This window comes from Streptomyces sp. HD, assembly GCF_028369295.1.
GTDB lineage: Bacteria > Actinomycetota > Actinomycetes > Streptomycetales > Streptomycetaceae > Streptomyces.
The window spans coordinates 172212-185366 of the sequence record NZ_JAQMYP010000004.1 but is presented as its reverse complement, the minus strand read 5'-3'; the positions used below and the strand labels follow the sequence as shown (position 1 = coordinate 185366).

Annotated in this window: 16 protein-coding genes; 2 read left to right on the top strand and 14 right to left on the bottom strand. The window is 71.4% G+C overall.

The annotated features are described in order from the left end of the window. Nucleotides 1-4 precede the first annotated feature (4 nt). From POF73_RS05680 to POF73_RS05620, 13 genes are all read right to left on the bottom strand, one after another. On the bottom strand, nucleotides 5-289 hold the full coding sequence (locus POF73_RS05680; protein ID WP_272113357.1) for a gas vesicle protein K: 285 nt from the start codon (nucleotides 287-289) through the stop codon (nucleotides 5-7). Next, nucleotides 286-474 (bottom strand): gas vesicle protein, encoded by a 189-nt coding sequence (locus POF73_RS05675; RefSeq protein WP_272113356.1) that lies wholly within the window; start codon nucleotides 472-474, stop codon nucleotides 286-288. The genes POF73_RS05680 and POF73_RS05675 overlap by 4 nt, the downstream gene beginning before the upstream one ends. Further along, a complete protein-coding gene (locus tag POF73_RS05670) occupies nucleotides 471-1256 on the bottom strand; it encodes a GvpL/GvpF family gas vesicle protein (RefSeq protein ID WP_272113355.1) in 786 nt (261 codons plus the stop codon). The genes POF73_RS05675 and POF73_RS05670 overlap by 4 nt, the downstream gene beginning before the upstream one ends. Then, nucleotides 1253-1579 (bottom strand): gas vesicle protein, encoded by a 327-nt coding sequence (locus tag POF73_RS05665; RefSeq protein WP_272113354.1) that lies wholly within the window; start codon nucleotides 1577-1579, stop codon nucleotides 1253-1255. Before POF73_RS05665 ends, POF73_RS05670 begins: the two co-directional genes overlap by 4 nt. Beyond that, nucleotides 1576-2679, bottom strand: a complete 1104-nt coding sequence (locus POF73_RS05660) for an SRPBCC family protein (protein WP_272113353.1) — start codon at nucleotides 2677-2679, stop codon at nucleotides 1576-1578. Before POF73_RS05660 ends, POF73_RS05665 begins: the two co-directional genes overlap by 4 nt. After that, complete coding sequence (locus POF73_RS05655) at nucleotides 2676-3347, bottom strand: DNA primase (RefSeq protein WP_272113482.1); 672 nt, start codon at nucleotides 3345-3347, stop codon at nucleotides 2676-2678. The genes POF73_RS05660 and POF73_RS05655 overlap by 4 nt, the downstream gene beginning before the upstream one ends. Further along, the gene (locus POF73_RS05650) at nucleotides 3347-3607 is read right to left on the bottom strand and encodes a gas vesicle protein GvpG (protein ID WP_272113352.1); all 261 of its coding nucleotides are present in this window, start codon (nucleotides 3605-3607) and stop codon (nucleotides 3347-3349) included. The genes POF73_RS05655 and POF73_RS05650 overlap by 1 nt, the downstream gene beginning before the upstream one ends. 3 nt (nucleotides 3608-3610) lie before the next feature. Continuing rightward, a complete protein-coding gene (locus POF73_RS05645) occupies nucleotides 3611-4381 on the bottom strand; it encodes a GvpL/GvpF family gas vesicle protein (protein ID WP_272113351.1) in 771 nt (256 codons plus the stop codon). Then, nucleotides 4378-4815 carry a gas vesicle structural protein GvpA gene (locus tag POF73_RS05640; RefSeq protein ID WP_272113350.1) on the bottom strand — a complete coding sequence of 146 codons (438 nt, stop codon included), beginning with the start codon at nucleotides 4813-4815 and terminating at the stop codon, nucleotides 4378-4380. Before POF73_RS05640 ends, POF73_RS05645 begins: the two co-directional genes overlap by 4 nt. Nucleotides 4816-4878: 63 nt before the next feature. Continuing rightward, entirely contained in the window at nucleotides 4879-5196 is a 318-nt protein-coding gene (locus tag POF73_RS05635; protein WP_272113349.1) for a gas vesicle protein GvpO, read from the bottom strand. Between the two features lie 53 nt (nucleotides 5197-5249). After that, nucleotides 5250-6188 (bottom strand): non-homologous end-joining DNA ligase, encoded by a 939-nt coding sequence (gene ligD / locus POF73_RS05630; protein WP_272113348.1) that lies wholly within the window; start codon nucleotides 6186-6188, stop codon nucleotides 5250-5252. Further along, nucleotides 6185-8032 (bottom strand): transketolase, encoded by a 1848-nt coding sequence (locus POF73_RS05625; protein WP_272113347.1) that lies wholly within the window; start codon nucleotides 8030-8032, stop codon nucleotides 6185-6187. Before POF73_RS05625 ends, ligD begins: the two co-directional genes overlap by 4 nt. Next, nucleotides 8029-9753, bottom strand: coding sequence for an NAD(P)/FAD-dependent oxidoreductase (locus tag POF73_RS05620; RefSeq protein ID WP_272113346.1), 1725 nt, complete (start codon nucleotides 9751-9753; stop codon nucleotides 8029-8031). Before POF73_RS05620 ends, POF73_RS05625 begins: the two co-directional genes overlap by 4 nt. Before the next feature lie 209 nt (nucleotides 9754-9962). Here POF73_RS05620 and POF73_RS05615 point away from each other — a divergent pair, with 209 nt between their 5' ends. Together POF73_RS05615 and POF73_RS05610 are read left to right on the top strand one after the other, a co-directional pair. Further along, nucleotides 9963-10919 (top strand): LLM class F420-dependent oxidoreductase, encoded by a 957-nt coding sequence (locus POF73_RS05615; RefSeq protein WP_272113345.1) that lies wholly within the window; start codon nucleotides 9963-9965, stop codon nucleotides 10917-10919. 17 nt (nucleotides 10920-10936) lie between these two features. Further along, a complete protein-coding gene (locus POF73_RS05610; RefSeq protein ID WP_272113344.1) occupies nucleotides 10937-12028 on the top strand; it encodes an enolase C-terminal domain-like protein in 1092 nt (363 codons plus the stop codon). 73 nt (nucleotides 12029-12101) lie between these two features. On the opposite strand, the gene POF73_RS05605 is transcribed toward POF73_RS05610, so the two are convergent. Beyond that, nucleotides 12102-13154: an SDR family oxidoreductase gene (locus POF73_RS05605; protein WP_272113343.1), complete on the bottom strand. Its 1053-nt coding sequence runs from the start codon at nucleotides 13152-13154 to the stop codon at nucleotides 12102-12104. Nucleotide 13155: the final 1 nt, after the last annotated feature.

Below are 13155 nucleotides of genomic sequence, written 5' to 3'. Positions count from 1 at the left end.
GACTTCATTCCCGGGGAAGTAGCGGTCCCAGCGGCCCGAGGTCCAGGTTCAGGTCCTCGGGCCGCAGTGCGTAGCGTTCGCGCAGCTCGGTCATACGGTCTTCGAGGAGCATCAGCGTGAGCCCGATCCGCTCCTCCTGCTCCTCGCTCAGGTCACCCTCGTCGAAACGGCGCAGCGCCTGCCGCTCCATGAGCTGACGGAGCAACTCCACGACCGTCAGGACGAGTTTCACGAGGTCGCGTTCCACCGTGTCGGGGTCGAGGTCGAGGCGGTTGCGATGGGCCGTCACGTCAATTGCCCCCAGGGCGACGGGACCTGCTCGTTGACCGAGCTGATCAGCGCGTTCAGGTCGATGCGGACGAGATCGACGTCGGCGATGCGCAGGGTGATGTCCCCCGTGACGACGACGCCCCCGGCGAGCAGCCGGTCGAGCAGGTCCACGAGGGCGACCTCACGGCGTTCGATGACGGTCACGGCCCCTCCTCCGGCTCCTCCGCGAACTCGCCGGAGAAGGAATAGGCGGCCCAGGGGCCGGTGAGTTCGACCCGGATTCCGGAGGAACCGTCCTTCTCCCGGTCCACGAGTTCCACGAATTCCTCGGAGTCCGCGCGCGGCACCAGGTAGGCGGCATTGAGCACATTCTGGCCGGAGGCTCCGGAAAGCGTGGCGCTCTGGGGGGCGTGCAGCCGGGAATCCTCGGCGAAAGCGGAGAGTGTTTCGTGCAGTCGGCCGGCGAATTCGGTGGCTTTCTGCCACACGTCCTCGCGGGCGCGCGTCTGGCGCCGGCGCCGACGCAGGTAGTCGCGCCCCGACCCGGGCTTGGTGTCGGGCCGACCGGACTCGGCGGCCTCCGTCGGCTCCGGCTCGACGTACACCTTGACGCCCCACTCCACCCGCCCCTCCAGCCGGTCGAGAACGCGCCGGAAGTCCGCCTCGCGGGCCTCCATCATGGTCCGTACACCGCTATCGTCCCGGAAGACGGTGGCGAGCCGCAGCGGTAGCGGGGTGGTGACGACGGTGAGCGCGTCGATGACCTGCTGATGGGCGCGGGCGGTCGTGCTGAGCCAGTCCAGGTCCTCCAGGTGGGCACGGAGCGGAGCCTCGGCGAAGTCCGCCTCGGGCACCGTGCTGACGACCGCGATCAGGCCGTGGTGCGTCAGCTGCTTCGGCGGCGCCCCGGCGACCCCCGTCAGCTGGGACTGGAGGGCGGAGCGAAAGGGGCGGCAGACGGCGTAGACGTAGCGCAGTGCGTTCATGGGGCCTCTTCCTGTCTCCGGGCGGGCTCCAGCTGGGCCAGACGCTCACGCAACTCGGCGTTCTCCCGCGCCAGTTCGTCACGGCGGGCGTGGGAACTCAGCGCGGGGTCGCTCTCCCACCAGTCGATGCCCATCTCCTTCGCCTTGTCGACCGAGGCGACGATGAGACGCAGCTTGACGGTGAGGAGCTCGATGTCGAGCAGGTTGATCCGGATGTCGCCCGCGATGACCACCCCCTTGTCGAGCACCCGCTCCAGGATGTCGGCGAGGTTGGCGCTGCTGCCCTGACCGTAGGGCTCGGGCAGCCGGCTGGGCATCGTCATCGGCGGCTCCCGCCACCGGCGTACTCGGGTTCTTCCTCTTCCTCGTACTCGGGCTCGTCCTCGTACGCGTCCTCGGGCTCCTCGTCCCCGGGTTCCTCGTCCTCCGGTCGCTCGTCCTCCGGTTCCTCGTCGTCGGCGTACTCACCGGTCTCACCGACCTCACCGGTCTCACCGGTCTCGCCGTCCTCCTCGTTACCTTCGTACTCCTCCTCGCCCTCCTCCGCGACCGCGTCCTCGTGGCTGCGGACGACCTCGCCGTCGCGGATCTCGCCGCGCCAGCCATCTTCGGCCTCTCCCTTGAGGGTGACGAAGCGGACGTAGTTCTTCAGGTCGAGCCGGGCCCGGCGGCCCTGGGCGCGCCAGAGGTTGCCGGTCTTCTCGAACAGGCCCTTGGGGTAGTACTCGATGACCAGCAGGACGCGGGTGAGGCTGTCGTCGAGGCGGTGGAAGGAGACGACACCCTTCGTAGTGCCCTTGGCACCCTCCGAAGTCCAGGCGATCCGGTCGTCCGGCACCTGCTCGGTGGTGTGCGCCTTCCAGCTGCGGTTGGACCAGAAGACCTTCAGCTGCCAGTCGGAGTGCGTGTCGTCGGCCCGGTTGGCGTTCTTCACGCCCTTCGCGAAGGTGCTGAAGCCCTGGTACTGGGTCCACTGGTCGTACGCGGTGCGCAGCGGAACGCCGACGTCGACGTACTCGATGATCACCGTGGGTTTCTTGCCGGCCGCGTCCTTGCGCCTGCCCTTGCCGCCGCCGAGGTTCTTGAACGCCTCGACCACGTTGTCCTTGACGTGTCCGGCGCCGACCTCCAGGGCGCTGCGGATCGGGCCCTTGCCTTCGGCGAGCTTGCGGCCGCCGTCGAGGGCGAGCTTGGCCAGGCCGGGGCTGCGGCCCTCGGCGATGTCGTTCAGCTTGACCGTGGCCTCGCCGAGCGTGCGTCCCGCGCCGACCAGCAGCCGCTGGGCCTGCGCGGCGAGGTACTCCTGCAGTTCGGCCCTGAGCCGGTCGGCGGCCTCGCTCTGGGCCACTGCGGCCAGGGGCTGCTTCGCCGCTCCGCCGGCCGCGGAAGTCGCGGAGGTCGCCGATCCGAGTGCCTCGGTCATGACCCGTCACCGTCCTTCGTCCGGCGCGCCCGGCCGCCGCGGGCGGATCCGCCGACCCCGGCCGTCGCCTTGGCGGCCGACTTGCCGGTCCCGTCCCGCTTCGCCGGGGCCGTCCTGTGCGCCGTCCTCCCGGCGGCGGTCTTCTTCGCCGCTGCCTTCTTCGCCGTCATCTTCGCGGGGGCCTTCTGTGCCGACTTCTTGCCGGTCTGCCGCACCGAACCCGCCGGAGCCCCCTTGACCGTCCTCCTCGCGGACGGCGCATCGGACTCGGAGTCCTCGGACTCGTCCTGCTCGTCGTCCTGTGCGCGAGGCTCCTCGGCCTCGTCGTCCTCCGCGTCCGGTGTCGGCACCGTCCCGGACAGCTGCTCGCGCACCTCGGCGGTGCGGCCGTGCAGCCGTTCGGCGAACGCGTCGAGCTGCCGCTCGACCAGGGCGCCGGAGGCGGCCTGGCCGACGCCGCGCAGGTCCTCGCGCAGCTGTTCCCCGATCTCCTTGAACTGCGGGTTGTTCAGCAGCTGCCCCGACACCAGGTCAGCCACGGCCCGCGGGCTCAGATGCATTCGCTTGCCGGCGACGACACCGCCGACGGCCAGCGCCAGTTTCAGTTTCCTCGTCCGTCCGAGGACGTATCCGGCCCCGATCGCGAGGCCCAGTCCCACTCGGTTCATCATGCCGTCCCGTCGCTGTTCCCGTACTCTGCGCGCAGGCCGATCTCCAGTCGGTCGAGAAGCTCGTCCTCACGGCGGTCGAACTCCTCCTCGTCGATCTCTCCTGCGGTCAACTCCTCCTCCAGTCGCACCAGTTCGGCCCGCACCGTGGCCGGGTCGTAGTAGGTGCGCTCCGCTTCGCGCACCACCTGTCCGATCACCCATGCACTGGCGCGCACCGGGGCGAACGGCAGCAGCAACACCTCTCCGACCAGTCCCACCCCTCACTCTCCGGCGGTTCCGCCGCCGGACATGGGGTCCGCGGGTTCGGCGGGGCCGGGCTCGACGAAGCTGTACGGCGGCAGCGGGCCGTTGAGGCGCAGGTCGAGGTGTGGATGGTCCTGGCGCAGCCGTTCGACGGCGGTCAGGAACGTCTCGACCGAGTCGCCGTCGATCAGGAACGACACGTTGGCGAGCCAGCCGCTGGAGTCGGGGCCCAGGCTGACCGCGTCCGCGGCCGGTTCCAGCGTGTGCTGTACATCGGTCGCGTCCTCGGCCTCCTGGGCCTTGACCGCGGCGACCACCATCTCGCCGAGCCGCAGCCGCTGCTCGTAACTGCCGCCACCCGCCTTCCGGTTGGCCTCCGTCATGGCCCGGATCTCCGGGTTCTCGGCCAGCACCCGGTGCAGCACGGCCTCCTCGGCGTGTGTGGCCTTGACGTTGTACTCGACCTTGCCGTCCAGGGCCTTGAGGCGTTCCTTGTAGTGCTCGGCGCGTTCGGCGAGGACTCCGGTGACCGTGTCGTCGTCGGGCGCGACGCTGCCGAACCGCATGGGCAGGACGCAGCCGCTCGCACCCACCTCGGCAAGCACGTTGGAGTGGGCGAGCAGTTCCCTGCGCTTGGGCCGCAGCCCTTCGGGAGCGTCGCTGACGAGGGCCGCGAGCCTGCCCTCCTTCAGGATGCGCACGGGGCGCGGCGGCTCACCCACCCCGCCCAGATCCTTCGGGAGGGCCGGATGCGAACTCTCGGTGATGCCGTACACGTACGTGCTCACTCCTGCTCCTCCTCCTTTTCTGTCTTCCTGCGCGCCGTGGTCGACTTGCGGGCGCGCTGCCTGGGCCGCTCCTCGCCCTCCTCACGGGCCTGCCTGAACGCGTCGGAGATGGTCTCGGCGGCGCCGGACAGCGCCCCTTTGGACTTGCCGCGCGCGCCGGACTCCGTGATCTCACCGACCAGGTCGGGCAGACCGGGGCTCTTGCGCGGCCCGGCCTCCAGGTCGAGCCGGTTGCATGCCTCGGCGAAGCGCAGATAGGTGTCGACGCTGGCGACGACGATCCGGACGTCGATCTTCAGAATCTCTATGCCGACCAGGGAGACCCGGACGAAGGCATCGATGACGAGACCCCTGTCCAGGATGAGTTCGAGGACGTCGTAGAGGCCGCTGGTGCCTCTGCCGCCTGTTGCCTGAGGTGCGGGGACGACGGTCATACGGACCGTTCCTCCTTCTTGGATGCGTGCTTCTTCGCTGCGTGCTGTTCCACGCGTGCGTGCCTATTCGGTGTCGGACCGCCCGCGCTCATAGCGGCGCAGGCGCCGGTAGGCGGTGAGGCGGCCGTCGGGGTCGCATTCGACGCGGTAGCTCGCCAGCAGACTCATCGTGTCGGGGACCCGGGCCAGTTCCAGGACCTCGATGTCCAACGTCCAGCCGTCGTCGGTCCGTTCGAAGGACGACACGGTTTCGGCGGTCATGCCGGTGAGCTCACTGAGCTCGGAACGCGCCTGCCGCAGCACTTCCATGGGGCCGGGCCCGCCGGCCCCTCCGCCCGAGTTCTGTCCTGAAGTTCTGGGTGTGTTGTGTGAATCGGTCATGGGCTCCCCTCGAACTCCGAGTGGCTTGAGGGGGGTTACCCAAACCCGGGAAACTAGGTGCTACGGCCACGCAGTGCGTCGAGTCTGCGCCGGGCGGGTCCGAGGGCGCGGCTGCGGCCCATCAGCCCGGCCCAGGGGTCGGTGCGGGCCTGCTCCACGGCGTCGGCGATGCTCCAGCGGCGCGCGTCGAGCTCCGGATCGTCCAGGTCGTCCCAGGCCATCGGTGTGGCGACGGGGGCGCCGGGCCGGGCGCGGACGCTGTAGGGCACGACGGCTGTCTGGGCGTAGGCGTTGCGCTGCACGTCGAGGTAGAGGCGGTCGCCGCGGTCCTTCTTGCGGGCGGCCGTGGTGAACCGGTCGGGGTGGGCCGACTCCAGCGCCCCGGCGACGTCCTTGGCGAACTCCCGGACCTCGTCGAAGTCGTGGTGCCCGGTCAGCGGTACGACGATGTGCAGCCCGCGCGATCCGGTGGTCATCGGCGCCGACGACAGGCCCAGTTCGTCGAGCAGCTCGCCGAGAAACCCGGCCGCCTCCCTGACCTGCCCGAAGTCGTCGTCGGCCGGATCCAGGTCGAAGACCAGGCGGTCGGGGCGGTCGATGCCCGAGGTGCGGGAGAGCCAGCGGTGCAGGGTGAGGCAGGCCTGGTCGGTGAGGTAGACGAGGGTCGCGATGTCGTCGCACACCGTGTGACAGACGGTGCCGTCCTCCTTGGGCACCTCGAAGCGGCTGATCCACTCCGGATAGTGGTCGGGGGTGTTCTTCTGCATGAACCGGGGTCCGTCGACACCGTCGGGATGCCGCTCCAGCATCAGCGGGCGGCCCCGCAGATGCGGCAGCATGAACGGGGCGACGGACCGGTGGTAGTCGACAAGGTCGCCCTTGGTGTACTCCTTGGCGCCCCCGCCGCCGGGGAAGAGCACCTTGCCGACGCGTTTGACCTCGACCGTACGGCGGCCGGCCCGCACCTTCCTGGCATCGCCGTCGCCGGTCACCGTACGACTGCCTCCTCCACCAGCAGCTGACCCGCGGCGGCGATGGACGCGGCGTCGATGCCGGCGGAGTGCAGCTGCTGGTCCGGAGAGGCCGAGCCCGGCATCCTGCGGACGGCGAGGCGGACCAGGCGCGGTACCGGACGCCCGTCGAGGAACGCGTCGAGGACGGCGTCGCCGATGCCGCCCTCCTCGTGGTGGTCCTCCACGGTGAGCAGACAGCCGGTGTCCTCGGCGGCCCGGCGCAGGGTGGACCGGTCGACGGGCTTGACGGAGTACAGGTCGACGACCCTGACCGGGATGCCCTCACGGTCCAGGGCGTCGGCGGCGGCGAGCGCCTCGTGCACGGTGACGCCGGCCGCGACGACGGTCAGCCGGTCCCGGTCGCTCGCGCGCAGCACCTTGCTGCCGCCGACGGGGAACTCCTCGTCGGGACCGTAGATCACCGGGCTGTCGCCGCGCGAGGTGCGCAGATAGCGGACGCCGCGCAGACCGGCCATGGCGGCGACGAGCCGCGCGGTCTGGTTGGCGTCGCACGGGTACAGCACCGTCGAGCCGTGCACGGCCCGCATCATCGCCAGGTCCTCCAGGCCCATCTGGCTTGGCCCGTCCTGCCCGATCGCGACGCCGGCGTGCGAACCGACGAGGTTGATGTCGGAACCGCTGATCGACGCCATGCGCACGAAATCGTGGGCGCGGGTGAGGAAGGCGGCGAAGGTGGCGGCGTACGGCACCCAGCCGCGGGTCGCGAGCCCCACCGCGGCGGCGACCATCTGCTGCTCGGCGATGTAGCACTCGAAGTAGCGGTCGGGGTGCGCCTTGGCGAAGAACTCGGCGCGGGTGGAGTCACCGACCTCGCCGTCGAGGGCGACGACGTCACCGCGCGCGCTGCCGAGGGCGGCCAGCGCCTCACCGTAGGCGTTGCGGGTGGCCACCTCCTCCCCCTGGTCCCAGCTGGGCAGTTCGAGGTGCCCGGTGTGCACGGCGTGCAGCGCACGGGCGGCGGGCGGTTCGTGGACGCTGACGCGGATGTCGCGGGTCCCGCCGAGTTCGGCGATGGCCTCGTCGGGGTCGGGCAGCGGCTTGCCGTGCAGTCCCTCCCGGTCCTGGACGGACTCGACGCCCTTGCCCTTGAGGGTGCGGGCGAGGATCACGGTGGGCTGCCCGGTGGTGGACCCGGCCTCCCCGAACGCCCGGTCCACGGCGTCCACGTCATGCCCGTCCACCTCGACGGTGTGCCAGCCGAAGGCCTGGAAGCGGCGGGCGTAGGCGTCGAGATCGTGGCCGTGCCGGGTCGGGCCGCGCTGGCCCAGCCGGTTCACGTCGACGATCGCGGTGAGGTTGTCCAGATGCTCATACGCCGCGTGCTCGGCGGCCTCCCACACGGATCCCTCGGCGAGCTCGCTGTCCCCGCACAGCACCCACACCCGGTACCCGGCCCGGTCGAGCCGCTTCCCGGCCAGCGCGATCCCCACCCCGACCGGCAGCCCCTGCCCGAGCGAACCGGTCGCCGTCTCCACCCACGGCAGCCGCCTGGGCGTCGGGTGCCCTTCGAGACGGCTGCCGAGCTTGCGGAAGGTGACCAACTCACCGTCCTCGATGGCCCCGGCCGCCTTGTAGGCGGCGTACAGCAGGGGCGAGGCGTGCCCCTTGGAGAGGACGAGGCGGTCGTTGCCGGGGTGGGCGGGCCGGTCGAAGTCGTAGCGGAGGTGGTTGGCGAGGAGTACGGCCGTCAGATCGGCGGCGGACATCGACGACGTTGGATGCCCCGATCCCGCCGCGGCGGAGGCCCGCACACTGTCCACACGCAACTGCTGGGCGAGCTCGACGAGTTCGGCGGTGTTCATGAGGCTCCTTCCGAAGGGGTGGAGTTGGGGTTGTGGGAGCGGCGTTCGGGGGCTTGGGGGTGCGGCTTGTGGACCGCGGGGGCGTCGGGGGTGTCGGAAGTGCCGGAGCGTGCCTCGTGGGCGGCTCGCAGATCGGAGCGCCTTATGGGGCCGGGGGGTTCGGCGTGCGTGGCGGCGTCGGGGTCCTGGACGGGGTCGCCTGCGGGCCGGCTCCTCTTCTTCACGGGCTCGTTCCTCGCGGACTCGTCGAGCACCCGGCGTTTCTCGGTCATCTCGGGCTCCCCTGTCTGGTCGGAAACCGCGGGTGTCCGGTCGGAAACCGCGGGCTGGGTTCCCCCCGACGCCCCCCTCGAAGCTCCCCCGGAGGCTCCCCCCGCCCTCTGCGGCCCCGGTGCCCGGACCAGTTCCGGCGACGCGGTGTCCAGCGGCACCGCCCACGACCGGACGAGCCCCAATTGCACGGCCTGGCGCGGCAGTACGGCGTCCAGGAGCCAGTCGGCGGCGACGCGGATCCGGTTGCCCGGCATCGCGGCGAGGTGGTAGCCGCGGGTGACGGCGCCAGCCGCCACGCCGGACAGCGGCACACCGAACGGGTTGGCGGCCGCCTTGACGCCGCCCAGGTCCACGGCGAAGCCCTTGTCGCGATGGCGGTAGGGGCGCGGCTCACCGAAGCCGAGCGACGCGGCGACGTTGTGGGCCACGGCCTTGCCGTGCCGCCAGGCATGCTGCGCGGTCATCGGCGTACTGTGCCTTTCTGGGGGAGATCCCCCAGACCCCCCGCGCCCCGGCCTCTCCAGGTCGGGCACCGCGGCCCCGTCCCCGGCGGCGAACAGCTCGCGCCGGCCGGGCACCTGGAGGTACGGGTCGACGAGGAGGCGGCCTCGTTCCAGCGGCAGCCCGAGGGACTCGGCGAGCGGGTCGGGCCGTACACCGACGCACCACACCACCGTGCGGGTGTCGACGAACGAGCCGTCGGTCAGCAGCACCCCGCTGTGCGTGGCCTCCTTCACCGAGGTGCCCATCCGCACCTCCACACCCCGCTGCCGCAGCACCCGGTCCGCGGTGCGCGAGAGCCTCTCGTCCAGCTCGGGCAGGACGCGCTCGGCGACGTCGAGCAGCAGCCAGCGCGGCCGCATGCCGGACCGCAACGGCTGTTTGCGCACCAGGGAGTCGGTGAACAACTGGCCCTGCGCGGCGACCTCGGTGCCCGTGTATCCGGCGCCGACCACGACGAAGGTGCAGCGCGCCGAGCAGGTGCCGGGGTCGTCGACGGCCGCCGCCAGCTCCACCTGCCGGGTCACGTGGTCACGCAGGTACAGCGCCTCGGGCAGCCCGCGGAAACCGTGTGCGTGCTCGGCGACGCCGGGGATGGGCAGCAGCTTGTTGACGCTGCCCGCGGCGAGGATCAGCCGGTCGAAGGGCAGGGTCCCGCGGTCGCCCTCGGGCCCGGCGTAGTGCACGGTGCGTCCGTCGAGGTCGATCGCATCGGCCTCGCCCAGCACCAGCCGTACGTGGGGCAGGGTGCCGGAGAGCGAGACGGTCACCCGGCGCGGTTCCAGGATGCCGGCGGCGACCTGGGGCAGCAGGGGCAGATACAGGAAGTAGTCGGTCGGGTTCAGCAGGGTGATGTCGACGTGGTTCCGGGCCAGCCGGGACAGGGTGCGGGCCGCCCGGTACCCGGCGAATCCGGCGCCGACGATCACGATGCGGGGTCGACTCACGATGGGCCTCCGACGCTGTCGCGTACCTCGGGAGCCTTCCGCGTCCCCCTGGTCAGTGCCGCCAAACGTGGACCGCGGGCAGCGTCGCATTACGGCCTGTCACCCCGGACGGCCCGGTTTCCGACCGGCCCCCCGGGTACCCGGAACGGCGACCGTCCCCCGCCGCCGACACGGAGGCCCCGTGCCGCGCCACTCCCGGAGGAGTTCCCATGCCCGAGTACGGCTACTTCCTGGCCAGCGAGGAGTTCCGTCCGGCCGATCTCGTCGAACAGGCAAGGATGGCCGAACAGGCCGGGTTCGAATCGCTGTGGATCTCGGACCACTACCACCCGTGGAACGACGCACAGGGCGAGAGCCCCTTCGTGTGGTCGGTGATCGGCGCGCTCTCGGAGGCGGTGTCACTGCCGATCGAGACGGCCGTGACCTGCCCGACGGTGCGGATCCACCCGGCGGTGGTGGCCCAGGCCGCGGCGACCTGCGCGGTGCTGACGAACGGCCGTTTCCGGCTCGGCGTCGGCACCGGCGAGGCCCTCAACGAGCACATCCTCGGCCATGTGTGGCCACCCGCCAGCGTCCGCATGGACATGCTGGAGGAGGCGATCCTGATCATGCGCAGGCTGTTCTCCGGAGAGGAGATCAGCCACTCCGGCAATCACTACCGGGTGGAGAACGCCCGCCTCTACACGGTCCCCGACGAGCCCGTCCCGATCGACATCTCCGGCTTCGGTCCAGCGGCGACGGCGCTGGCGGCCCGGGTCGGCGACGGCTACATCACGATGATGCCGGACGAGGACCTGGTCACCCAGTTCCGCAAAGGCGGCGGACACGGCAAGCCCGCGATGGGCGGCACGAAGGTCTGCTACGGCACCGACCGCGCCGAGGCCGTCCGCACGGTCCACCGGCTGTGGTCCAACCAACTGCTGCCCGGCGAGATGGGCCAGATCCTGCCCTCCCCCAGCCACTTCGAGCAGCTGGAACCGCTGATCACCGAGGACATGGTGCGCGAACGGACGGTGTGCGGCGACGCCCCTGACGACCACATCTCCGCCCTGAACGCCTTCACCGAGGCCGGCTTCGACCGGATCTACGTCAACCAGATCGGCCCCGACCAGCGCGGCTTCTTCGACTTCTACCGTACGAAGGTGCTCCCGCAGCTCCAGCGGTGACAAGAAGGCGACCCACGATGAAACTCCGTCTCCCCGTCGTCTCCGTCTACACGGTGCCCACCGACGCCCCCGAGGCGGACGGCACGCTGACCTGGAACTCCACGACCCTGGTGATCGCCGAGGTGACGGCGGGCGACACGACCGGCACCGGCTGGACGTACGGTCCGGCGGCGATCGGCGACTTCCTGCGCGACCATCTCGCACCGCTCCTCGAAGGCCGTAGCGCCCTCGACATCCCGGCCGCCCACGACGCGATGTCCCGCGCGGTCCGCAACGCCGGCCGCCCGGGCGTCGCCGCGTGCGCGATCTCGGCGCTGGACATCGCCCTGTGGGACCTCAAGGCCCGCCTGATGGAACTGCCCCTGGTCCGCCTGCTGGGCGCGTGCCGGGAACGGGTCCCGGTCTACGGCAGCGGAGGCTTCACGACGTACCACGACAAGCATCTGGAAGCGCAGTTGAACGGCTGGGTGCACGGCCAGCACATCCCGCGCGTGAAGATCAAGATCGGCGAGGACCGGGGGCAGTCGGTCCAGCGGGACGTGGCCCGGGTCAAGGCCGCGCGTCAGGTGATCGGCCCCGAGGCCGAGTTGTACGTGGACGCCAACGGCGCCTACAACCGCAAACAGGCCGTCCGCGTCGGCCGGGCCCTCGTCGAGCACGGCGTCGGCTGGTTCGAGGAGCCGGTGTCCTCGGACGATCTGCCGGGTCTGCGCCTGGTCCGCGACACGCTGGACTGCGATGTCACGGCCGGAGAGTACGGCTACGACCTCCCGTACTTCGCCCGCATGATCGGCGCGGGCGCGGTCGACTGCCTCCAGATCGACGCCACCCGCTGCGGCGGCATCACGGAGTTCCTCCGCGCCGCCGCCCTCGCCCAGGCCCACGGCCTGGAGGTCTCGGCCCACTGCGCCCCGCACGCCCACGCCGCCGTCGCCGCCGCGATCCCCAATCTGCGCCACATCGAGTGGTTCCACGACCACGTCCGCATGGAGGACATGTTCTTCACCGGCGCCCTGGACCCGAAGGGCGGCACGGTCACCCCGACCCGGGGCATGGGGCACGGACTGACGCTGCGGGCACAGGAGGTGGAGGAGTACCAGGTGGCGTGACGTCCACCAGGTGATGTCCAAGATGTCCAACAGGTGGATGACGTCTACCAGCAGTCCAGCAGGTGGCTGACGTCTACCAGGTGGCGTGACGTCGCCGACGACGCAGCCCGGCGGTCGCCAGGGCACCCAGCGCCACGACGGCCCCGCCCGCCCCCATCCGCCCCCGGTTCCGCGACGCCCACTCCTGCGGGCCGCCGCCCACCGCTTCCTGGTCGAAGCGCCCGTGTGCCCCGAAGTCCCGCCCGTGCGGCCCGTCGGCCGGCGTCCACAGGTTGCCCTGGCCCGCCGGCTCCCCCTCGTCCTGCTGTGCCTCGAACCCGCTCCGCGCCAGATACCGGTCCAGCACACCGGGCACGACGGCGTTGGCGATCAGCGTCGCCACCGTGGAGCCGCCCACCCAGTACTCCCTGCGCCGCCCGTGCCCGGCGGCGTGCACGATCGCCCGCGCGGCCACCTCCGGCTGGTACACCGGCGCCACCGGCCGGGCCCGCCCCGGCAGCCGGTTCAACACCCAGTCGAACTGCGGGGTGTTGAGCGCGGGGAGCTGCACCATCGTCGTACGCACCCGGCTCCCCCGGTGGAGCAGCTCGCAGCGCAGCGACTCGTTGAAGCCCTGGATGGCGTGCTTCGCACCGCAGTACGCCGACTGCAGCGGAATCCCCCGGTAGGCGAGCGCGGACCCGACCTGCACGACCGTGCCCCGGTCGCGCGGCAGCATGTGGCGCAGGGCGGCCCGGGTGCCGAACACATAGCCCAGGTACGTCACTTCGGTCACCCGCCGGAACTCGTCCGGGGTGACCTCGGTGAACGGCGCGAAGACCCCGGCGAAGGCGTTGTTGACCCAGACGTCGATGTGCCCGAAGGCGTCGGCGACCTGCTGGGCCGCGTCGTCGACCGCCTTGGCGTCGGCCATGTCCACGGTGACGACCAGCGCCTCACCACCGGCCCGCTGCACCTCGTCCGCTGCCCCGGCGAGACCCTCGCGGCCCCGGGCCAGCAGGGCGACCCGGTCGCCCCGTGCGGCGAAGGCACGGGCGGCGGCCCGGCCCACGCCTCCGCTGGCCCCGGTGACCACGACGACCCTGCCGCGCCGCCCCGGCAGGTCTCCCTTCCTCGGCCCGCGCACG